General features: G+C 46.4%; 13 protein-coding genes. 2 read left to right on the top strand and 11 right to left on the bottom strand.

Features of this window, described 5'->3' with window-relative positions:
* Window positions 1–160 precede the first annotated feature (160 nt).
* A complete protein-coding gene (locus B0D95_RS14210; protein WP_210403625.1) occupies window positions 161–1,579 on the bottom strand; it encodes an alpha-amylase family protein in 1,419 nt (472 codons plus the stop codon).
* 455 nt (window positions 1,580–2,034) lie between these two features.
* Between B0D95_RS14210 and B0D95_RS14205 the strand changes: the two genes are divergently transcribed.
* Window positions 2,035–2,712, top strand: coding sequence for a YkgJ family cysteine cluster protein (locus tag B0D95_RS14205; RefSeq protein ID WP_168172459.1), 678 nt, complete (start codon window positions 2,035–2,037; stop codon window positions 2,710–2,712).
* Window positions 2,713–2,821: 109 nt separating this feature from the next.
* On the top strand, window positions 2,822–3,064 hold the full coding sequence (locus B0D95_RS14200; protein ID WP_342351834.1) for a hypothetical protein: 243 nt from the start codon (window positions 2,822–2,824) through the stop codon (window positions 3,062–3,064).
* Between the two features lie 23 nt (window positions 3,065–3,087).
* On the opposite strand, the gene B0D95_RS20660 is transcribed toward B0D95_RS14200, so the two are convergent.
* The 10 genes from B0D95_RS20660 to B0D95_RS14150 all read right to left on the bottom strand — a co-directional run bounded on the left by B0D95_RS20660 (window position 3,088) and on the right by B0D95_RS14150 (window position 23,294).
* A complete protein-coding gene (locus B0D95_RS20660) occupies window positions 3,088–4,548 on the bottom strand; it encodes a DUF4157 domain-containing protein (RefSeq protein ID WP_246841611.1) in 1,461 nt (486 codons plus the stop codon).
* A gap of 29 nt (window positions 4,549–4,577) precedes the next feature.
* Window positions 4,578–5,759, bottom strand: a complete 1,182-nt coding sequence (locus B0D95_RS14190) for a DUF4157 domain-containing protein (RefSeq protein WP_078044511.1) — start codon at window positions 5,757–5,759, stop codon at window positions 4,578–4,580.
* A 72-nt stretch (window positions 5,760–5,831) separates the two neighbouring features.
* Window positions 5,832–8,888 carry a hypothetical protein gene (locus B0D95_RS14185; protein ID WP_078044510.1) on the bottom strand — a complete coding sequence of 1,019 codons (3,057 nt, stop codon included), beginning with the start codon at window positions 8,886–8,888 and terminating at the stop codon, window positions 5,832–5,834.
* 6 nt (window positions 8,889–8,894) lie between these two features.
* Entirely contained in the window at window positions 8,895–10,268 is a 1,374-nt protein-coding gene (locus B0D95_RS14180) for an ATP-binding protein (RefSeq protein ID WP_246841610.1), read from the bottom strand.
* An 18-nt stretch (window positions 10,269–10,286) separates the two neighbouring features.
* Entirely contained in the window at window positions 10,287–15,293 is a 5,007-nt protein-coding gene (locus B0D95_RS14175) for a contractile injection system tape measure protein (RefSeq protein WP_078044508.1), read from the bottom strand.
* Window positions 15,294–15,296: 3 nt separating this feature from the next.
* The gene (locus B0D95_RS14170) at window positions 15,297–17,849 is read right to left on the bottom strand and encodes a hypothetical protein (protein WP_078044507.1); all 2,553 of its coding nucleotides are present in this window, start codon (window positions 17,847–17,849) and stop codon (window positions 15,297–15,299) included.
* A complete protein-coding gene (locus B0D95_RS14165) occupies window positions 17,846–18,190 on the bottom strand; it encodes a hypothetical protein (RefSeq protein ID WP_078044506.1) in 345 nt (114 codons plus the stop codon). The genes B0D95_RS14170 and B0D95_RS14165 overlap by 4 nt, the downstream gene beginning before the upstream one ends.
* An 8-nt stretch (window positions 18,191–18,198) precedes the next feature.
* Window positions 18,199–18,987, bottom strand: coding sequence for a hypothetical protein (locus B0D95_RS14160; RefSeq protein WP_078044505.1), 789 nt, complete (start codon window positions 18,985–18,987; stop codon window positions 18,199–18,201).
* A 22-nt stretch (window positions 18,988–19,009) separates the two neighbouring features.
* A complete protein-coding gene (locus B0D95_RS14155; RefSeq protein ID WP_078044504.1) occupies window positions 19,010–22,828 on the bottom strand; it encodes a baseplate J/gp47 family protein in 3,819 nt (1,272 codons plus the stop codon).
* 58 nt (window positions 22,829–22,886) lie between these two features.
* On the bottom strand, window positions 22,887–23,294 hold the full coding sequence (locus B0D95_RS14150) for a GPW/gp25 family protein (protein ID WP_078044503.1): 408 nt from the start codon (window positions 23,292–23,294) through the stop codon (window positions 22,887–22,889).
* Window positions 23,295–23,297 lie beyond the last annotated feature (3 nt).

Genomic DNA, 23,297 nt, shown 5'->3' with positions numbered 1-23,297 from the left:
CTTTGCGAACCCTTTATTATCGGGGGCGATTATTACCCTTGCAGTGAAATAGATAAACCCGACAAGTGAAAGGAAAGGTAATTTTCCGAATGCACGCGCGATAAAAACCCGACGGTGTTTCCACCGCCGGGTTTTTGTGGATCAATCATCAAACCAATTGTTATTCCGGCAACCACATACGCGCTGTGCGTGCAGGTAAGGCAAAGGTATAGCTACTGCTATTGATATAAACCAAAGCGTTGTTGGTCAGCACATCGCGGTAATTGCGATACCACTTAAAGCGATTGTTGGTATTCACACTGAAGTTTTGTTGACTGGTGCATTTATTAATACCCACCACACCCTCTTCACCACGGCGGAATAAAATCGCGCAACTATTGTGTGCCAGCACTTCCATACCTTGGCCTTGCACAGTGTTATGGAAGCGAATCATGGCTGCAATATGGGGCGCTTTGTAAGCATTCACCCAGCGATTTGTATCAGTGCCAGTACTATCACTGAAAATTAATGGCTTGCCGCCATCGCGTCCCATAATGTAGGCATAGGCTAATTTCTCATCGGTTGCATCCATAATCCAGCTGCGGAAACCGCTGTTCAAGGGAATATCGTGGTTGATGGTAAAGGTCACCGCGCGGAAAGAATCAATCGCCTGGCCTACCGCTTGCGGGTTTACCAGCGAACTCATGCTGCCGCCAAAACCAAAGGCATTGCGAATGCTATGGAAGAGTGGGAAATCGTAAGCTTTGTGATCGGTATCGCGCAAGTAAGGGCTGAGGAAGCGATCGTTATCCAAATTGCCCGCACCACCGCCGGTGATAATTTCACCAAATACATACATATTGGTTTTAATGGTCGACGTAAAAATTTGATTCAGGTGATAGGCCGTCATGTGTTTGGCGGCATCTACGCGGAAGCCTTTTACGCCCATATTTTTCAGCGCGGTTAAATAATTGCGCTGTTGCGTTACCACCCAACTGTTGGGGTTCATGTCTGGCAAGCCTGTATCGCCACTGCCACCGCACAGGCGCCAGTTTTGTACTTGCCATACATCGTTATAATCGCTAATACAATTTGCGGGATTAAAATCGTAACCGCCAAATAAACCCTGGGTTAAATCGCCAAATAATTTTTGATTGTTCCAGTAAGTAGTGTTGGAGTTATAGGTACTAATCGCGGCAGAGCCGGGGAAATCCGTAGCGCCATTGCGCTCATTTGCCATGTGGTTCAATACGATATCGGCATACACTGCCACGCCCTGTGCATTCAGCGCGTTCACCATGGTTTGGAAGCTCTGCTTGTTGCCGCGTGCATGGTCAATCACACGAATATCCTGAGGCTGGTAACGTTGCCACCAGGCTGAATTAGCCGAATTGGATTTTAACGGTGGCGCGACCAATACCGCTTTGTAGCCAAGGTTTTTAATTTCGGTGGCCTTGGCAGAAACATCGCTATAGTTCCAGTCAAACGCATGTAAAATGGCGTCCGCACTAGCGTGCTGTACACTGGCAATACTGGCCAGCGCGAGAGTAAAGGTTAATGACGCTTTGCCGATCAAGCGGGTTAAAAAATGATTTCTCACAGTGGTTCTCCTCTGCCGTGGACGGTGCAATAACGCAGCGGTATGGCAGTTGTAGTCAGTGTTAAATGTTATGGTTATTCGGTTTCTTACGGCAGTACAAATCCCTCAAGCGAATAAGCCTGAAAAAAATACTGCATGAGAATGGATGAAATCATCCGCGAAAGTCACTGCTCACCCTGTGGTTTGCACGGTGGTGATGACGACTAAAAAATGGTTGTGACCTGAGCTCTATCCAGAGTTATTGTTATTTCACTAGAGCGCCGCACAGACAGCAGGCAACTGCGGCTAATGGTAGTGCCGTAGCACTGGTAATAGTTAAAGCCATTTGTTATTAATTAACCAGACTGTTGCATACGTATTCAGTTCGTCGGGTTTTCCTTGTTTTGTAATTTCACGGGATGATTGCGCTAACAGTTTTCCGGATCAGTGATGTCTATCAAAGAGCTAATCTAGCCATGAATGATTTTTTTCAACAGACGGCCCAAACAGAATTTCAAAAAGCGAGTCAGCAATTACCTGCTGCCAAACAATTTCAAGCGGCGTTAACTCACTCGTTTGCACGTTACGATCGTTTAATCGCCTCTACTATTCAAACAGCTAGCACCAAACCAGCCTGTCAGGCAGGTTGTGCATTTTGCTGCTATTACAAAGTGGAAGTGCGTGCTCACGAAATGTTGAACATCAAGGATTACCTGCATAAGCATTTCAGTGCGGAAAAAATTCAACAAGTGCAGCGCGATGCAGAGCAAAATGCCGCCATCATTCGCAGCATCACACCGGAACAACATCTCACCACCAATATGAAATGCCCGCTGCTGCAAGACAACCAATGCAGCGCCTACCCTGTACGTCCCTATCGCTGCCGCAATTTTCACGCAACCGATGCACAAGCCTGCGAACAATCTTTTGCCGATCCCGCCAATATGGCTATAGCCACCGGCATGATTGAATCCGTCGCCCTCGCCGCCGATGCCCACTCCCAAGGCTTTGAAGCCGCAATCGAACACAAAGGCCTGGATACGCGGGTTTACGATTTTAATACCGCATTATTGGAAGTATTGGCAGATGAAAGTTGTTTGAAACGTTATTTGCGCGGCAAAAAAATCTTTCAGCAAGCGCTGGAGGTTGAATAGCTAGTTAACTGAGTGTGAAAAAACTGTCCATGCAGAAGTATTGCGTCAATTTAATAAATTATTGGAATTAAATAATGCAAGGTTGCAAAGCATAGACAGCGGCCTACCTATGACAATGTATGTCGTTATAGTCGTTGGTGCATTTTTAAATATTATGGTGAGCTGGTTATTTATCGTCGACAATTACCGCTTGCACAATACGCTCAACATTTTAATGGCGGCCTTGTTGGGGCTATTGGTCTATCTGATTGCAGTAATGGATAACCCCTATCGCGGTGAATACAGCGTGGGCCCGGAGGCATTTGAGTTTGTGCGGGATAGGGTAATAAACCCATCGGTGAAGCCTTTATAGTTAACACAGAGTTTTTTACATGATCATGCTCCAAAGTATTTCATTAGCCCCTGCAAATTATCGTCAGCTTCGTGCTGATCAATGTCTGCCATATACATCATGTAGTCTTCACTAGTATCATCAAATGTGTCTTCAATAATTGTTCTTGCTTGTTCTGCAACAACATCAATTTCCGGTTCACCTTTTCCAAAATGTCCATACTCATCCCCGGTGAGCTTTATTTTATCTATTCCTTCTACTTGCGTACGTTTACGTGTATTGTCGTGATCGGAATTTCCATTTACATAACCCGCCCCAATCTTTCCCCAACCTTTAGGCAAGTCTTTTGTTCGAAATGTTTTACTCACTGCTTTCGAATCCTTAACAACGCCAGTGCCAGTGGTGCCTGCTTGAGGATTGGATGCAATCACATTGCTAACCACTTTAGTACCATCATCCCAGCGTACATCACACACAAAACTCGCGGTTGGTGTAACTGAGTCAACAGACTCAGGTGCCGGATCTACATCAACGCTATATATTAACTTTCGTTTTTTACCTTTACCCTCATCCTTGATGGCTTGCTTAACATAGCTCTCGACATAATTTTTGTGTCGTGAATTTGCTTGTGACGTTATCGGAAATAGATTCATTGCCACTCCGAGTCCACCGACATTGTCATTTAATAAATGGCCTCGAATCATACTTTTAAAGGTCCCAACATTTTTTAAATCTTCCATAAGAGTTTTTTGTACACCGCTGCCCGGTTCAGAACCATTCACTTCATCATTAGGATCAAGTTCTGCAACCATTTTTGATCCAACGACATGGGACTTTTGATTATAAGTGTAATAGCCTGGCGTATATTTAATTTTTGTTTCAAGCTGAAATGCTGACGTTGTTGGTTTCCCAGAAACAGTTAAATCTCTATTAGGTTGTGGATTTAACGCCTTGGCTCCCATCACGTCAGCCTCATGTTCTAAACCTGCATCGTCATTCACCGGTACACCTGCTTTCATTTGCAGAGTAGGCTGCACGCGGCCTTGCTTTTGTTGCACCACATGCCATGCTTCGTGGGGTAAATGTTGTTCCTGACCGGGTGCAACATGAATGTCAGTTCCCTGCGCATAGGCATGAGCATTTAATTGTGCGGGTTTATCTGAATTGAAATGAACTTTTACATCATCCATTGAATAGCCGGACAAATTTTCGATACCAGATTTTAAATTGTCGGGCAGGCCGGTGTTGTTTGGGGTTTTGGCGGTGGCCTCTTGCTGTTGTACGGGCGCCTCGCTTTCAAATTCTCTCTGCAGTGGTTCACCTTCTTGCGTGCTTAATCGTTGGATTGAATTCGGCGAATGAGCTGAGTGCATCATCCCTTGCTGTTTTAATTGTACAGCAGTAGATGCGCGTTGATCTGAAAATGCTGGAGCGGCTGTCATATCAGCAATTTTTTTTGGTGCCCCGGAATCACTAACAGATTTTTTGCTGATATAACTCATCATGTGACCTCGATTAATTTTCAGTACAGCAATTAGACATCCACAATATCTACAAAAACTCGAGTCCCTGGTGGTTTTCCATTCCTCACTTTTTGTTCTACTTTATTCCTGGTTGCCTCATCTACTTGAGGTGGTCGAAAATGCCCGGAAGAGTTCGTCACTTTAATTCGCAACGTATTATTATTAAATGTTGCGCGCAATGTACCTGCGCCATCAACATCAGGGTCATAACCAACCAATGCAGGGTGTGGAAGTTTCTCTCTTGTCCTATCACCTCGATAAATAGTATTGCCTCGATGAACGTACATATGTTCTCGAGCATCGCCCACCATGGCGTTGGCACCAGCATAATCCGTCAATGTATCACCTGACATTCGTATGTAATCTAAATCGCGGTCGTCTTCAATAGCATCCGTTACAGCTGCAACTTTATCATTCATACTGGGATACCACGCTCTTGCAACATCCCTATATTTGTCTAACGTAGCCGCTTCAAAAATATCAGCCCTATCGCGATGTAAAATATCTCCCGCAGCGGACTCCGCACGCGTCAGATAACACTGAATAGGCTTGGCACTCACAGTTGTCTTAATTTTTAATTGTGTGCTATTTACGCCATAACTCGATTGCCCAATACCTAATGCCCTTGCCCCCATCACATCCGCTTCATGTTCCAATCCTGTATCATCATTTACCGGCACACCAGCTTTCATTTGCATAGTGGGTTGTACGCGCCCTTGTTTTTGTTGCACCACATGCCAGGCTTCGTGGGGCAAATGTTGTTCCTGGCCGGGTGCAACATGAATGTCAGTGCCTTGTGCGTAAGCATGCGCATTTAGTTGTGCAGGTTTATCGGAGTTGTAATGGACTTTTACATCGTCCATGGAATAGCCGGACATATTTTCGATGCCGGATTTTAATTTGTCCGGCAAGCCAGTGTTATTGGGTTTCTGTTCGAGTTGCGCTGGTGCGGTTGAATTAAATTTTCCTTGAAGTAATTCTTCTTCCTCTGCGCGTTGCAGTGTTGCGAATTTACCTTGTAATGGCTCCTCTTCTTCTGCCCCCATGCGTTGCACAGCGCCCATCATGTGCTGCTGCTTTAATTGCGCACTGGTCGAGGTGCGTTGGTCGCTGAACAGTTGTGCTGATGGTTTTGCGCCTTGTTGTTCGGCGGCGTGTGATTCACGTGCGGCTTGCTTGCTGGTGTAAGACATAATTTGCTCCCGCGTTAATCCTTTGTTGATGATTGGATTTAGTAAAGTTCATGCCGGTATTGATTTCAATAACTATTTACTCGTATCACTTGTATCCGTGTCGTCTGTTTCATCGCCTTTGCCAGGTGTTGCTGTTGTGCGTGTGGGGCTGGCAATGGCTTTTTGGTATTGCAATAAATTACGGTTAGGTTTGACCTTTTTTAATTCCTTAATGGAATCAATGCCTGCCCACACAGCAAGCCCTATCAGGGATAGGCACAGCAGGCTGGGTAAACTGAAAAACGGAAATTGTTTATCCACAAGTAAAAGATAATCCCAGAGCGCAATGGGTGGCAGTAGCAATATCACCACAGTAGCGGGTTTGGATAGCCAGTCGATATAAGGTGGTAATCTTTTGCATTTTTGTGGATAAATATAAAAAACAATCAGTACAAAAATAATGGCCACAATTAACCAGATATTCATAATGCTGATTAATTGCCAGCGATAGGCGCAGAGCTTTTCATTCCAGCCCGACTCCGAATAGCCGGGAGCAAAATGGGTGGCGACATAATCGTTAAAGCCTTCGTAACCCGGTTTATCCCAAGTGGTGATTGGCCAAAAGGCACCGCCACCAAAACTCTCATGGATATAGGCCAATTTTTTAAACCGCTCGTCACTTGCCATACCTTTTCTCATGGCGTCGCGTTGTTCGCGCTTATTCATGTCGGCATAGTTGGCAATCATCATCGGCATAATGAGTGCGCGACTGGTGCCAGATGTCAGGGCATAGATCTCATCCAGTGCACTGTAATAAGGTTCTTCCAGCATAAGAACAACCACAGATTGCACCTCATCCTGCATTTCAATTTGCGATAGGTTTCTATCCACTAATTGTTGGGTATTCAGTAGTTGGTCAATATTAATGCTGGTGAAAACACCTTCATCGGCAGTAAATTCATCCTGTTTTATAAGCAGGTTGACATAAATTCTATTTTTATTCTGGTGAAAGCTATCACGCTTTTCCGCCAGCACTTTTAATTCTTGTTTCAAATTATTAAAGAAGGATTCAAATATTTTTTTGGCAGCATCGGAGGTAGGGAAGTTTTTGAAATACAAGGTCACTCCGTCGCCATTGGTTGGTTGGGCGGCAATGCCCAAACTGAGGTAGGGCCTCAATACAGATTCGACGTCTGTTAGCGGTGTAGCCAACAATGTCACTATATTTAACTTCAGGTTATTAAGAACCGCTTCCAGCGGTGCGGTGCTGGAATCAATAGCTTCGTTACTGTATTCACTCCAATCCTTTTCGATAATCCAATCCACTTTGCTGCCATAGCGGCGCGCGGTGGATATAAACGCTTTATTGGATTCTGTATGGCTATGGGCTAGAGTCTGCGCCTGATTTTTAGCATTAATTTGAACCAGATGACCGTTGTTATTTACGCTTAAACCAAAATAGGCAACGCGGGAAAATGTACTGAAATCAAATTTTTGCGGTGTTTCTGTGGTGTGCCAATAGGGATAAATACCATAGGCCGTTGTAGCAATTTCCTTGGGTACACAACCGCAGGCATCGCCACTCCATTGAATATCCAGTGCGTTATATTCCGGCATGGGTTCGCTGTACACTTGCTCAATAGCGCCGCGCAACGACTGGTTGTATTCGCGTTGAATATTTTGATAGTGCGTCTCATTGCAAATAGGTAAGTCAGTTGATTCTGTTACGCTGGATGGAAAAATAGTGGCTAATTCTGTTCGCAGTTCCTCTTTTTCCGTAGGGCTCAAACGATCAATATTAATATCCAGGGTATTGGGTTTATCTACTTTGCAAATTAATAAACCCTTAATCAATTTATTTTGCACGGCATAGTGCAACAACTCACCCTCCGGGTATTCGATATCTTTTAATACCCTTAACAATTGAATTAACCGGGGCGGGAAATGGGGAATGGTACTAATAATACTCTGTGCCGATTCCTCCGTGAGCAATAGGCTTTTTTGCTTACTGGCCAGTACAATCAGTAGCAAATTAGCCTGATTTTTTTGAATGCTAGTGTTTGTTTGAATTGTGTTTGATTGACTGGTACTGGATTGGCTGGCACTGGATTGAATGTTTGCTGGATTATCAACCGTAGAATTAACAGGTGCTTGCCCTTCACCGGAGGGTGCAGGGTTGGTAGTAGTCGCTGATATTTCCGCGGCACTGGCTTTTTCTATTGCCGCACGGATAACCGCTTTAAAACTTTCTTCTGTGGTGTACACCGTTTGCGGTACGGCTTTCAATTCGACAAATAATGCATCGCCAATGCCGGATTTAAACAGTGATTCAAGAATTCCATCCGTTAATTGATAAGTATTCTGTGGTGTCAGCTTGGCAATAATCTGCTCGCGTATTTGATTACGCCATTCTTCTGTCTGGTCTTTTAATAAATCATTAATAGCAAGAGCAGCGCTGGCTTCATCTGCAAAGGGTTTATCGATCAGTTTTTTTACCCACTCTACTAATGCTTCCGGTTTTTCCAGTGCTACAAAATCTTCTTCCCGGAGCACGTATAAACGGTGAGGATCTACTTTAGTCGCCGTAGTTCGGCTGGGTTCTATAGTCGGGGGTGGGTTTACACTGTCCTGGTAGCAGAGCAAGAGCTGTAGCAGCTGTGCATCGCTACCGCGATAGAGAATGTCCTGGGTATTCAAGGTACAAGCCGTGTGGTGATTTACACTCCAGACAGCAAACTCCCTGCTAACTAATTGTGTTACTTCCGTTGGGCGTTGTTGGGCAAACCCTGCGATAGCAGTTAAGCGTGCCGGGAATTCACTGACAATATCTGCCGCCTGAGCCAGCGCAAAATGACCACAAAAACGCTGCATCCACGACCAGGTAATGGGCCCCATATAGCCGTCATTAAGTGGCTGACCGCGTTGACTGGCCGCTGCTTTCCATTCGGGATCTTCCTGATAAATCTGGAACAGATCCGCTTGAATACGGGTTACTTGTGCACGCGAATATTTTTTATAAGGCAATTCATAGCCCAGGCATTTGTCCTTATTCGCGGTGGCACCTTCAGGCAGGTTTTGTGCTGCTGCGCAAAGCGGCAGCAAGAAACCTAACAGCAGTGCAAGCGATCTTAGCGATGTAGCAAAAGTCATAGTCAGCTAGAGCGTGCGCCCCTCCTTGAGAAGTTCTTTGTTGATACCTTGCAACAAATCAGCATGTTCAATTTTATTTCGTTGCATTCGGGTTGCGCGAATCGCGGCATAGCGGGCTACGTTGGTTAGTGAGCCGCCGGAGAGTTCATATTTTTCTGCCAGCGCTGGCAGGTTTACGTCGTCAGCGAGCAATTGGGTATTGGGAAATAAGTTTTTCCACAATCGCAATCGCTCTACTTCATCGGGCAAAGGAAAATAAATAATGGATTGAAAGCGGCGCGCAAAGGCTTCATCTATATTGGCTTTAATATTACTGGCGAGTATGACAACACCGGGAAAATCTTCCACGCGCTGCAATAAATAGGAAATTTCCTGATTGGCATGGCGGTCATTGGAGCTGCTGGTTTGGGTGCGTTTACCAAACAAGGCATCGGCTTCATCAAAAAATAGAATCCAGTTTTTATTTTCTGCTTGATCAAATACACCCGCCAGATTTTTTTCCGTTTCGCCTATGTATTTGGACACAACCATGGATAAATCGATACGGTACACATCCACGCCGACACTGGCACCAAGCAAGGTTGCGGTGAGGGTTTTGCCGGTGCCCGGTGGCCCGAAAAATAAACTGCGATAACCTGGCTTGACAGTTTTTTCCAATTGCCAGTGGTTAACCAGATTCTTACCTTGTTTCAGCCAGGTATGCAGGTGATCTATCTCTTCCATCACATCTTGTGACAACACCAGATCTGACCAATCCAATTTACTGGTAATCAGTTTGGCCGGGAATTCGACACTGTAATCCGGTTTATGCACCTGTCCGTGGGTGCAACAGTGCAGGTATTCTGCTGTCACCGAAATAGTGGCATTTAAAAATGGCTCACCGGCGGCTTGATGTTCCAGTTTGATCAGTCGTTGTTTTAAAAAATAATGCTGCTCATCAAATAATTGCAGCGCAGCAAACCGCAGTTGCAAATCTTGCCCTGCCAATAGGAATACCGCCGTTTCTGCCGTGGGCAAAAAACCACTGTGCGCCTTGCCGCGCCAGCCGCCAAATTCGGTATAGCTGCGGCCGGTAATCTGGCTTTGGGTGAAAAAAATATCCAGCGCTTGTGGTCGCACATGGGGAATCAAACACAAAATAAATAACAGGCGCTCATCAAAACCCATGTTGTAATCACGCACCAGGCCTGCATAGTTGGATGTGTCGGCGCTGATATCCGGTGGGGTCAGGGTGCGAATATCGGCGGTGTTGGCTTGAATGTCAGGTGAGCCAAAATAGTGGGTAAAGCGCAGGTTCAATACCTCGGCAAACCATTGGAGTTCGCGCTCCAGGCTGGCGGCATTGTTATGGCTCATCGCTATTAGGTTAGGGTTATTCACGCAGTTATCCCGATATTGTTACGATTGCTCGCGCCAGGAGACGCGCAGGGGTTTATCCATCCATGAATGCTTAATTAAGGAAATGCTCCAGGGCAGTCGATCAAGCAACATATCAAATGTGTGCTCTTGCACTTTTAGTCGCCAGTATTCGTCATCCAATACCAGCCAGCCCTGACGCTGCAAAAAAGTTTCGCGCAAACCGGCGATAGAAGTTGAACCCAATGCGCGCCAGTGTTGAATCATGCTTTGCAACATTTGCTCGATAATGGTCTGTTCTTGCTCAGTGATATCAATGCCTTCACTAATAGGCATACTGGTACTGACGCCACATAAAATTTTATTCAAGGTTAATTCGTATTCCGCTGTTTGACTTTGGCCGGTCACCATAAATTGCAGCAAATGAATGGCGCGATCAGCCGCCTCCGGGTGAATAAATTTTCCATCGACAGTTAAATTCAGCATGGTAAACAAACGCGGCAAGAAGGGAGCAGCGAGCACTTGCCCCACATTATTCAAATGCATACCTGCATCAAAATTAAGTGCGGGCTCAGTATTTTTATTGTCCTCATCAAGCGACATGTTTGGTCGCTGTGTTGCAACCGGTTTTAATAAGGCAAGGCGACGTTCCGCCAGCTGCACCAGGCGCTGTGTATCGCTCAGGCCCGCTGTCTGCGCTAGGTATTCACAGCAGCGTTTTAATAATTCAGTGGCATCAAGCAATGCACTTGTATTAAATAGTTGCTTAAAAATAAATTCCCATTTTGCCTGCTTGATCATCAATGGGTCGGCTTTGGGGAGGAGGAGCGCCAGTGCATCTGTCGCCAGCTTTACCAGTGGTTCCAATGCTGTAAACGGTCCCGGATGTAAGCGCAATACAATCTGATGCAATAAATGCGCGGGAACCCATTGAATCAATTGAGCGGCCGCTTGGTTATTGCGTAATAACGACAGCCACTCCTGCGCACGTCCTGGTGTGTAATGCTGCAACAATAAATTCACATGTTGCTGTAATTGTTGCAATTGCTCGGTGCCGGGTGTGTCGTTATTCAGCAGTAATTGTTCCAGGCTTAGTGTGGGTTGTTGCACAATATCTTCGCTCCCTAATGTCTCGGGTGTTGTTTTCTCCGTCGTGCGGACATCTTGTATCGGTAAGTGAATGCTTTGCATTGCTTCACTGTCTGCCAGTGTTACAAGAGGATCTTGCACATATCTTGCTGTTGGCTTGACGGTATTATCGCGTGCAGGGCTAAGCGCAAAATGCTCCAGATCCAGTGGTTGTTGGTGTACCAAAGCATGCATTATCTGTTGGTAGAAATAATGGATATTAACCGCGCTGCTCGCTTGTTCACGGATTGCCTGAAGCAATTCGTGATGAGTGTTCGATGTTGCATGTTCGCGATAAAAGTACTGTGCGACTAATCGCTGCCAGTAATTCGGACTCATGTGAAGGCCAAAGGGATCGATCTGCTGTGACAGCAACTCCTGCAAGAGTTGATTCATACGTTGTTCAATGTGATTTTCATCTGCTGCTTGATATGAATTCTCCCTGGCTTCTTCAGTGTGATTTGGAGTTTTTATTTCGTTTTTTTCTTGTCGATGGATTTCTTGCAAATGGTTTTCTGGTGTGTTGATGCCAGTATCAATAGCCGTGCGTTGGCGCAGTGCGTGCTCTTGTGTGTGGCTGGCCAGCGCCGGGTTTGAATCCTGCACTAGTGTTTCAAAATCAATGAGCTGGCCGTCGATCAAGTTGAATAGCAGCTGGCTTAAAAAGTAAGTAGTTTGGGTTGTTTGTGCCGCATAAGTCTCAATGCTGGACAAAAAAACATCGCGAAAATCTGCAGAAAACGCAGGGCTTTGGCTAATAAAACTATGAATCAAACGCCTTAATAAATCCGTGTCTTTGGGTAAGCTTGCGCGAAGATGACTGCTTGTTTTTAAAATCAGGCACCAATCGAATAACTCATTGGCTGTTTTCTGCTGCCAATCGATATTGACGAAGGGTTTACTGTCAACCGCAGACGATGGATTGCTATGCAGTTGTGTAGTGTCGCTGGGGGTAGCAGAAGAAGTAAAAGTTCTATCGCTGGAATCAAGCGTATTACTGTTGGCAGATTCAAAAACACGGCGCCAAATAAAAGCCAGTGCATCTGTTGGTAAGTTTTCCCTGCGTGCATAGTCTCTAGCCAATTCCTCCACCAACTGCATGGGCGATGGAATGGAAATAATTGCAGCATTACTCGAATTATTGGCAGGAACAGGAATTACATCAGACAGTAGATTTAACAATGCTCGTAACCAATTTTCACCTCGTAAAGCATTCAAACCACTGGATACAGAGCTTGATGAAAGGCTGCGTGCTTCAGCAATTAGCTGCGGCTGTTGTTGAATCAGTGTTTGTATCAAGTTATTAAGTGCTGGCGCTATTAGTAAGAGTATGTCCTGAATAAACGGCAAGGGTAATTTCTGTATCAGTGGTTGACGAATATCCGCCTTAAACCAATGTCGCTGTATGGTTATGCGTGCTGCCTTGCGCTGCCTGTGCTGCAAGTCTGGCCAAAGCCTGCGCCATTCATGAATGTCTGCATTTATAAATAGCTGGTTGAGTTGCTGCTCTGCAGTTACAGGCAGTTGTATATTGTTTTCACTATCAATCGGCGTAGTGTTTATTGTGGGTGCATGTTCAATGTTGTCGATGGGATCAATATCTAATTGCCCGTTAAATAAAGGTTCCCATAATTCATACAGCCCGGCAGCGGGTATATTTTGTTGATTGGCGTAGTGTTCAGTGATGGCATATAAGGTTTTTCCGGTGAAGGAAAATACAATTGCGTCGCTATTATCTGTTGGGCGACTAGTGAACAGAAGATTAGCAATAATTTCATAAATAGCGCGTAGCCATTGAGTATTAGCAGGCGTTTGCTTGGTTTTTTGATTAGTTGTCTGATTGATTATTTGATTGATTGCTAGATGAGACGGCGAGCCGGCAGCAGTGTGATTGCGATCCGCCAGATATTTTGCCAAGGCATCCAGTTGTGCTTCATGCTGCATAAATACGGATAAGAGTCTTTCACTGGCAGGTGCCAATACCCCCAACAATTGCGGGATAAAATCCACCGCCAGGCGAAGTAATAACTGCTGACGCAACTCGGCCTTGAACAAATAATGTTTCAGCCCAGCAATTAATAAGGGTTTGTGATGCGAGAGTAATTGTGGCCATTGCTGCATTAACGCCGTTGCATCACCCGCAATTAACAGGCTTGCCAAACGCTGTTGGATTGAAGCGGAGTCGGTGTAGGTTGCTGATGGATTAGTTTTTGCTGGATCAGTTCCTGCTGGTGTCTGATTCGAGGTTGAACTTGTTGCTGAGTCATCGAATGTAGAGCCATCTATTTTGTTATCGAACAAAGGCTTCCAGAGTTCATACAATTCGCTAGCAACAAGATTGTGTTGATTGGTAAATCGGGCAGTTATTTCATGTAACAGGTTTTCTGTTGCAACAAAGGCAAACGGCTCTCCGTTATTTTCCAGTGGAGCGTTAAACAAGTGGGTAGCAATAATCCCATAAATACTGCGCAACCATTCGGCAGTAGTAAGTGCGTTATCGGTTATTGATTCTTGTGATTGTCTATTAGCAATAGCCGATTTTTTTTTCAGGCCCTCTAGTAACGCATTATATTGCGCTTGCTGATGTGCAAATGCAGTCAGCAAAGATTGACTGGCGGGCGCCAATAGCATCAGCAGCTGCGGGATAAAATCCACCGGCAATTTATGCAGTAATTGGTTGCGCAATTCAGCCTTGACTAAATAGTGTTTCAGTCCAGCAATTAACAGGGGTTTGTGGTACTGCAATAATTGTGGCCACTGTTGCACCAGTGCAATAGCATCGCCCGCAATTAATATACTCGCCAGTCGCTGTTGTATGGACAGTGACTGAGTGTCAGTCAATTCTGTTTTGTTATCCGTTTCGTCATTAGCATGATGCTTTTTCTCGTCATGCGTAACTACTGGATTGTTGTTATTAACTGGCGGATTATTTTTTTCTAATAATTCACTCGCCATTACCTTGAGCTGCTGCCAATGCTGGTGCAGCGTAGTATTGGCATGCTCGGAATCTGGGGAGCCCCGTGTGATTGGCGAATTCAGTAGGATTGAGGAGCCATGTGCAATTAATGTGTGCAGTAATCTCAGCTCATCGGTTTGCGTACTGGCAACCATTTTTTTAATTAGGGCGGCCAGCCATTCTTTATTGATTAAGGTCGGAGCATCCAATGCAATCTCAAACAAGCTGTGCCATGTTGCGGTAATTTGCCAATCCTGGTGATGCGAGAGTGTTTGTCTATCAGATAATTGCAATAGATCCAATAATGCCAATGCTAAGGCCACCTGTCCCGGTGCCAGTTGGCGCAGGAGTGCTACCCGGTGACGTTCGGAAAATTGTTTCAGCAGACGCGTCACCCACAGGTTGCGTTTGGGCAGGGCTCGCAATTGAGTGGCGATTTGCTGTATATCCACAAGGGAATCCAGTAATTGCTGATGCAATTTTCTGTCTGTGGATACTGCGTGAGCGTTTGTGGTGGTTAGCTGCGCAGAAAACTGGCCAGTCTGTAGGTAATGCAATAAATGTTGTAACGCCAAGGCGGCATCAGTCGTGTGATTAACCAATAATCGCTCTTCACGCTGTACTGTGAGAGGCAATTGTTTTTCGTTAATCAGGCGAGCCAGTTTTTGCAGCAACTGTTCGCGAATAATTTGGCGATAATCACTGGCCGGTAAATTGCCAAAATCAAATTCTAACGACTCAAAGCGAATGATTTGCTCACCTGGTGCTGCGAAGGAGAAGAGTTCATCCAGTGCGGGCAATAATTCGCGGCTCAACCAATCTGCCAGGCTTTCTTGTTCGCGTCGCGCAAGTGAATCATTGCTAAACACCATGTCAACCGTGATATCACCAATCTGGTGATAATGGCGTCGCCATTGATCGCCAGTAGGCTTATCTGCAGTAACAGGGTGTGTGAGTGTGTGCATGTTTTACACCCAATAGTCCATGCTGGCCGGGTGTTGTTCAAGCCAGTCACGTAGTTTTAATCCCAGTGTATCCACCTCGTTTGCCATGTTATCCAATTGAGTGTCATCCGGAGGCGTTTCGCTGCATCTGGCACTTTCATACTGTTCCAATGCACTTAACCAGGGTCGATACAGCTTGTCCATCTGCAGCATTTGCGTTTGATCGAGCCAATAGATTTGCGGAAACATATGTGCAGGTAATTGGTTGGCGATGGTTTTTTCTGCAAATTGACGAAATGCCGGGTTGGCGAAACGGGCTGTCCAGTTGGGAAAGATAAAACTGATCCGGCCATGAAAAAATTCGTCTGATGGTTGGGTGAAGTCCTCTACCTTTTCGGCGCTAGCGCGTTTACGCGGGCGCAACAAAATATGTTCGAGTAGATAAAACCCCTCTGCATTACTGTTTAAATCAGTAATGATTTTTTTAAATTTATGAACATAGGCCACCGCTTGTGATTTTTCCGGAAATTGTTTTAATGCCGTCCAGATATTTTTGGGGCGGGAGTAAAAATATACTGTAACTGCATCATCTTTTCCGCGCAGGCAATAAGCATCTATATTGGTTCCCTCGCGAATCATGGTTGGGCAAAGGGTGAGTTGTTTATTGGGCGTATAGGTCCATCCCTGGATTCGCTGTTGTTGCTGTTCATTTAAATAAGGCACTGCTTCTGTCGCATCGCCTGCTGGGAAAGCACTTTTTTTGCAAAGTACGTCATCTGGCACCAGTTGAATATTATTCAGGGTAAAACAATGACTGAGCGGCACTAGATTATCCAACTGCTGGATGCCCAATAAAATATTTATTCTTTTATGCAAACTGCTGAGGTTACTGGTTTGCCACTGTGGTTGGCTGGTATTCACTGCTCCCTGACGATGCTGGCTGATTTCTACCAGATGCAATAAAAACCGGATTTTATTATCAATGGCCCAATAGTCCGGCTGTTCCTGGTGATAGTAATTAAAATGCAGCAGTGCCTCCTGCGAAAAGGTTTCGCCATAGAGTGCAAGTAAGGTATCCAGCGCGCGGCTTTTGCGATCAAACGCCGGGTCGTAGTCAGCCTGGATTGCTTGGATATTGTCCAGTTGGGTGGCCGGATCTTTATAGAGCGCCACCAGGTTTGGAATATGGTGGTTATCGAGAAATTGGGAAAAATAACTCTGGTTGGGTGTTTCGCGCAGGCTGAATAATGCTTGCAAGTTATGCAAGTGGGCTTGCATGTTCGCCATTAACTGCTCAAAGGGATACAAATAGGCTTTGAGCTGTTGCGCCTGCATTTTGCGCTCTGCCGTTTCATAGTGCGGTACGCCCGCTGCGTTGATGCCATACACATTAGGAAAGTGATGTTGTACCGAATAATACGCCACTGAATGCCGCTGCCGACCTTGGGGCAACACCACAAATTGGCTGGTATCGGTTTTATTATTGCGAAAGGCGCGGTATTCAAATTCCAGTTTCTGTAAGGCGCGCTGGGCTTCTGCCATCAACTTTTCCTGCAGGTTGCTGCCGCCTTTCATCACTCCTTGTGAGTTTGTGGTTTTGCCGGGGTTAAAATCAATTTTAATCCAGGCTTGCTGGGCCAGGTTTTGCGGGAATTTTAAAAAGTAGGAATCTTCCGTTAAGGCATCGCCATCCAGACTTGCGCCGGTTGCATCAACCAGTTCCAGGTGATACACCTTGTTGACACCCTCAACAGCGGCTACCAGTGCATTGAGTTCATCCAGTGCTTTGCCCGGGTTCGGGTTGTTCAGGCCTTCGCTGTCAATATAGCCGTGGCGTGTGAGCGGGCCATTAAAAATAGTTTCCAAATCCTGTTGCTGCGCCAGTGTTTCGTAACGCTCTATGCGAATATCGGATGAAATTTTTCGGGCAACCAGAAAAAAAACATCGGCATAAATATCGGCGGTATTGCGCGCACCGTTTGTCTCAATAACGCCTTTTAAAAAACACGGGCGACTATTTTCAATATGGATGCGATAAATGTCCTCGCCAAGGTTGCGATTGGCCGCATACACGCGGGCGACTTTTTGTTTTACCTGATGCTTATAGTCGTCGCTATATTCGGGGCCTGTGAGCGGCTGTAACAAGGTCAGGGAAATATCGTAGAGGCAGGCACCAAAACGCCCCGGTTCATCAACCGTAGCTATGTGCACGGCATCGATTTCCGGCACTTCATCCAAAATGCGTTTGCAATAATCCTCTATGGTCACCGGGCGAGTCGGAAAAATATCCTGCGGTTTGTATAGCGCGTATTGGTGATATTCAATATGGCCGCGCTCGTTGGCAAGATAATCCGCAACGGGCTTTTTACTTTGATAACTCAGTTCCGTTAAACCAAAACACAATTGTTCCAGAATGGTAATGCCTGGATCGTGCAAGTTGTAATCCGTCCAGATATCGCCCGCCAATTCCTGTAACTGGGCGACACCTTGTTCCCGCAAGCGGGAAAAATCAAACGCATCGCGCTCGGCGGTCAGGCGTTTAATGCCCTGTTTTTTTATTGGATTGGGCAGATTCATGCGCGTGTCCCTGTGGCGGTATTGTCTGCGGATAATTCAGCGGCATTCACTAATTGCGTACTGAGCTGTTGATGCAAATAATGGATGAGCCCACTGACGCGGTTGTAGGGCAACTCGCCCAATGCGCGAATGCACAGCGAAAAGTCAGCGTTGTTCAAAATGATTAATTGCGGTTGCTGCTGATCGCTGGGCGCTTGATAAAATTGCTGTGCTTGTAGATTAAGTGAGCCAATAATTTCAAATACCGTTTTAAACGGTTGTTCAATCAAGGCTTCCAGCAATAAGCTGCTTTGCTCCAGGGTTAAATAAAGGTGGATTGTTTCGGCGGCGGAATGTTTCATGAATCACCTCACTCGGCCGGAGTCTGATTGCTGCGCAACATCAGCGGATCAAACCACTGGCGAGTCAGGTGATATTGAATCCAGATGTCACTGCCATAGGAGCACTGGGTGCGGATTTGTAATTTATAGTGAAACTGTCCCAGATCGGGCACCGGTTGCCAGCGCAATTCCAGACGGCTGCATTTGTTGCCGAAATAAGTGTCCTGAATTTCAATACTGCCTTTGCCATTAAAAGCATTCATCGCGCGTCCATGGATGAGTGCATAACGGCCATCGGCATCCTGCCCGCCGACACCGGCCACCACTTCAAGCATTTCGCAACCGGTGAGCGGGCTGGTAATGTCATGCCAGTTACCGTCGGCCGGTGCGGGAAAATCACCGGGCTGGCCCATGCGCCCGCTGGAGGCAATGGTGCCGTCCACATCCAGTGTGGTGCGCGGGGTGTCTTTATTAATGCCTACCGCAACCCGCAAGTTGTTGTTGCCATCATTTTGATTATTGTGGCTGTATAAACTTAATACCCGTGGGCTGGTGGGTGTGCCTATGTACAATTTATTGTCGTTGTTACTCAACTCCATAAACCATTGCGGGTTTTCAACAGCGATATTTTTATAAAAACTCAATAGCCGTCCAGAGCCCATTAGCTGTGAAATTTTTAAACCATCGCGGCTGGTTTTATCAAAACCCTCTTCCAGAATATTGACCATGGAATCGATAAGGTTGGAGAAATCCTGTTCCGAGGGCATTTTGCCTTTGCGGAATTTGTTTTTAAGTGCATTTCTATCCAATTTTTCCATAGCTATTTACCCGATAAAAAATCTATTCAGAAATAATAAAGGTGCTACCTACTTCCAGCTCATCCATGCCGGTGCGTTCGGCGCGGATCTGGCGATGCAACTCAGTGGTTTGCAAGTAGTGATGGCGAATGGGCACTGCCGTGCTCCAGGGATAAGTCGGCGTAAAGTGATGGTTTAGTTTTCCGCTTGGGTCCGGTGCGGCCGTATCATCAAGAATAAATAAACCGTCACGTTGTGGTGCGATACGCAGCAGTGAAAAATCAGTGACGTAATCAATGTAATCCAGGCTTTGGATAAAGGATTTTATTTCCTGCTCACTCAGGCTCCAGCCAAAATGCACGGCATTTCCCTGAGGCATCCAGGGCGAAAGATAATGACACAGTGCCTGATTGAGTAAATTCTGGTGGCGACCAGGGTGAAGCCCTTTTTTAAAATGCACAGCGCAGCGCACTTGAATCTCTTCATACACCGGATTTTCCACTGCAATTTTTATTGCGCCGGGCGCGAGTGCCTGCACAAATTCCTTGATGGATAAAATGGTATGGCCATCAAAAAAAGGCTGGAAGTGATTGGCGTTTTCTGGTGCTTGGTGAGGGATAGGAATAATCAAGCAATGACCGGGGCTGATGGGGGCCTGCGGGTTAGTGCGCAGGTTGGCAAAGCATTTGACTTTATGTACCTGGGGAAATTGCTCAAGGATCAGCATTTCATAATCCAGCGGTGTCAGTGCACGGTTTTTATGGCGCAGTCGCTCGCTGATACGGGTGCGTAAATGCTGGCGACTCTCCGCCGGAACACCGCCAAAGGAACTGTCAATTTGCATCACACCACTAATGCCGGGCACTGTTCTGCGCAGGCGTTTAATGGTATCTGCCGGTAAATTCATGGCGCTGGCATCGGGGTGATCACCCGCCTGCCAACTGGCTTTTACCGCCTGTGCATAGACGGAAAATAATTCGCTGAAGCCTTGCAGCCAGTGATTGGCGGTGACTTTGAGCCAATACAAACCGCCGGGCATAATGCTGTTGTCTTTGGTCATTTTTTCCGGCATCGCCAATGTGACTATGCCGGTTGTCATAAAGCCCTGGGTTGAGTCACTTAACAGGCAGCGCATATCCAATGGACGCCATTGGTTATTACTGAGGTAGTGCCAACTGATAAAGTCGCCAATGCTGCGGCGATTGGTATTTTCCTGCTGGTTAATTTGGGCGAGTTGGGTGTCATCCAGCGGCAGTGAATTATTTTTTAAATGAAACAGTAAATGTAATTGCTGTATGTCGCTGGCAGTAATACCAATAAACAGCGAACCGGCTTCAGCATATTGCGGCAAAAAATACAGGCGTGGATGGCGCAGTGGCGAAATCATTTCCCAGCCGAGAGGGTGCAGGTGAAAATATTGATCCTGGTACAAAGCATCCTGTTCGCGACTGGTATCTGCCAGCGTAATAATAGCCTGCGCGGTGTAATTTAAACGAATGCTATTCATTTCCGGCGTGTAAGGCGGGTTGGGAATAGGACGCGCCAAGCGCGGATGTTTAACGCGGGTATTGTGGGTTAACACTTCGGCTAGCACATTGGAATATTCGCGATGGCCAAAGGCGCTGGCAGGGCCTTGTAAGGTAAATTTGAATAAACCATTGCGGGTTTGCGGTGTGTAAACAAAGGGTTTTTGATTGGGTGTGACCGCTTGCGGATTAGCATAGGGAATGGCGCTGGCAGCTGATAATCTACTGCGGCTTTTCAAATGCGTATTGCCATTCTTTAACCCTTGTTCAAATAATCCTATTTGTTGGTTTGCTGTTTTCCAGCGGCCATCGCTAAGCACACTCACACCGGCAACAAATTGCGCATTTTCACGGGGTTGTTGATAGCCCTGATACCACTGTTTGAAGCCGCCATTGACGGTGGGCAGCCCGCTCCATTCAATATCCAGATTCCAGTCCAGCAATTGTTTGCTGCGAGTTTCTTCGTGGCCGACAATAAAATACGAGCCGACTTCCGGCATAGGGCCAAAGGGTTGGAAAGGCGATAGCGGTGACAGTTGGCCAATATTATTGTGCAACAACAAATCGTGACAGCCTTGTACATCCACATTGATACGCACATCGCGCAATACCAGCTGCCGCAAAATATCGTAGGGATACTGTAAATAATTTTCCCTGAGGGTGCAGCGCAAGACCGGCAGGCGAGTCGTTAATTGATCGCCGTGAATGTCGGGGTTATAAGCGCAAATTGCCGGGGCATTTTCCGGTAACAAAAAGGCCAACTGTACCGCATTGGGTTTGACCTTGGCATCGGTAGACTGGTAGGAGGGTTTGTATTCGCTAATTTCCAGCCAACCATCGGCCGTGGTTAACGCCAACTGGAACATTTTGCTGAAATAGGCAAAAAACTTTGCTTTATCGTCGGCAATCGAATCTTTGATATTGGGCAAGTGCCGCAAAATATTGACAAGTTTAGTCCAGGGTTGATTGCGCAGGCTTTCAAAACCAAGGTGAATACTGATCTGCCTCTGCCCTTCTCGCAACCACAATACGTTGCTCGCCACCGCAAACCCCAGGCGTGCACTCTGGGCCTGATCGCTGCTGCGACCATCGCCGCTCAAGTCAAATCGTGGTGCACCAAATAATGCTTGGGGTTGGTATTTGTCGCGTTGTTTTTTATCGGCGCGGGCATCGGCGTTAATGGTGTTTAACCAGGCTCCATCCGCCAGCTCAACCTGGCTGCGTTTCGTTTGCGGATTATTTTTTTTGGCAAAATCGGAAGCGGTACTTTGTTGTTCAACAATGGCTTTGGTGCGAAAGTCCAGGCTGACACGCGGAAAAAATAAACTGTACAGCGAGTGCACTTGAGCATCTGTAATGACAACCTCATCATTACTGGCATAAATAATATCGCGGCTGTGCGAATCAATGCCGGCAAAAAATTCAGTGCCCTTGCCCAATACCACATGGCGTTCGGCTGTGCCGGGTTCAATCACCAGAAATACATGGTCCGGTTGCAGTGCACGGGGTTTGGTTTGCAGCACCTGGTCAAAATAAAAATCAATAAAATTCAAGGTGAATTGATTAAGGCGTTGCTGCAATTGCTGGTAAAGGCCGCTAAAAGCGACGCGCAATGCCAATGCCGGATCATGGTTTTTACTGGACAGGGACTCGGGTAAATGGGCGCGTGCACTTTGTTGTACCATGTCGACTGCTTTCAGCAGTGAGGCAAATTGCGCGCGAACATTAATACTATCAATCGGCTGGGCTGCAGTCTCAGCGGTTGGCTCCGCTGCCGATACCAGGCGCAAGAAATCATCGGTGTAATAATTGGATTGCTGGATCGCTACCGGCATGGCTCCACGCACGCGAATTAATTCACGCGCATAACCGCGAACAACACTTTCCAACAAGCCATAGACGGCTTCGCCGGCACTGCTTTGTGGGTGTTTTAACAGATGCAGCCAGCGATCCAGCAATCGCATAATACCGGCAACTGATGCAGGGTTATCTGCTTCGCTGATAGTCCACTGCAGGTCATCTACTTCTTGCAACATGCGCGCTTTAAAGCGGCGCTCCAATTCATTGATATCGATGGACAGGATTTGTGCCATCACCATAATTTCATCGCGGGCAAACAATACAGGATCAATATCTTCTGCAGAAAAATCCACGCCTGCCATGTTCACCAGGCGAGCATAATCCTGCATTTGCGTCAGCAATTGTTCGCGCGTCATTTCATCAACATTGAAATAGCCTGATGCGAGCGCCGGTAAATAGCGGCGCTGTTGGCTCATGCCGTCGCGGACATGCAGTTGTCGCACAGGCGATGTTGATGCGAGGGTCGCTTCGCTCATTGCGCGCCTCGTAACACCAGAGTGTTAATTGCCATGTGGATGACTCACTGGCAATAACTCACGCAGACACATTGCTGGCCTCATTGAGATAAAAAGGATAAACCAGGTTGTAGCGATTATTGGTGGAGCGCACTTTGTAAACTATATCCAGCAGTACCTTGCCTTCGATGGAGTCTTCGTCATTAATATCGATTTTTTCAACCGTCACGCGCGGTTCAAAAAATAAAATGGCTTTAGCGACCAGATCGCGCATCACCGCAAAACTGCTTTCATTGAGCGAGTCGAAGACATGGGCTTTTAATCCGCAGCCATAAGCGGGTTGCATAGTGCGTTCGCCCGGAGTGGTCGACAGTAAAATCAGCAGGCTTTCGCGAATATCCTGTTCAGCCGATACGGTGACCAATCCTTTGCTGGTAAAGGTGGGTGGAAAACTCCAGCCGGTGCCGAGAAAGGATTTTGAATTCATTGC

Origin of the sequence: Cellvibrio sp. PSBB023 (assembly GCF_002007605.1) — a bacterium.
Classification (GTDB): Bacteria; Pseudomonadota; Gammaproteobacteria; order Pseudomonadales; family Cellvibrionaceae; genus Cellvibrio.
The sequence above is the reverse complement of the archived record's forward strand: the minus strand, read 5'-3'. Positions and strand labels throughout refer to the sequence as shown.

Bases quoted from the DNA above. Each gene is read 5' to 3' on its own strand.
- B0D95_RS14160 (WP_078044505.1), bottom strand. From the start codon at position 18,987: ATGGAAAAATTGGATAGAAATGCACTTAAAAACAAATTCCGCAAAGGC.
- B0D95_RS20660 (WP_246841611.1), bottom strand. From the start codon at position 4,548: ATGATGAGTTATATCAGCAAAAAATCTGTTAGTGATTCCGGGGCACCA.
- B0D95_RS14170 (WP_078044507.1), bottom strand. From the start codon at position 17,849: ATGAATCTGCCCAATCCAATAAAAAAACAGGGCATTAAACGCCTGACC.
- B0D95_RS14190 (WP_078044511.1), bottom strand. From the start codon at position 5,759: ATGTCTTACACCAGCAAGCAAGCCGCACGTGAATCACACGCCGCCGAA.
- B0D95_RS14175 (WP_078044508.1), bottom strand. From the start codon at position 15,293: ATGCACACACTCACACACCCTGTTACTGCAGATAAGCCTACTGGCGAT.
- B0D95_RS14200 (WP_342351834.1), top strand. From the start codon at position 2,822: ATGACAATGTATGTCGTTATAGTCGTTGGTGCATTTTTAAATATTATG.
- B0D95_RS14205 (WP_168172459.1), top strand. From the start codon at position 2,035: ATGAATGATTTTTTTCAACAGACGGCCCAAACAGAATTTCAAAAAGCG.
- B0D95_RS14185 (WP_078044510.1), bottom strand. From the start codon at position 8,888: ATGACTTTTGCTACATCGCTAAGATCGCTTGCACTGCTGTTAGGTTTC.
- B0D95_RS14150 (WP_078044503.1), bottom strand. From the start codon at position 23,294: ATGAATTCAAAATCCTTTCTCGGCACCGGCTGGAGTTTTCCACCCACC.
- B0D95_RS14155 (WP_078044504.1), bottom strand. From the start codon at position 22,828: ATGAGCGAAGCGACCCTCGCATCAACATCGCCTGTGCGACAACTGCAT.
- B0D95_RS14165 (WP_078044506.1), bottom strand. From the start codon at position 18,190: ATGAAACATTCCGCCGCCGAAACAATCCACCTTTATTTAACCCTGGAG.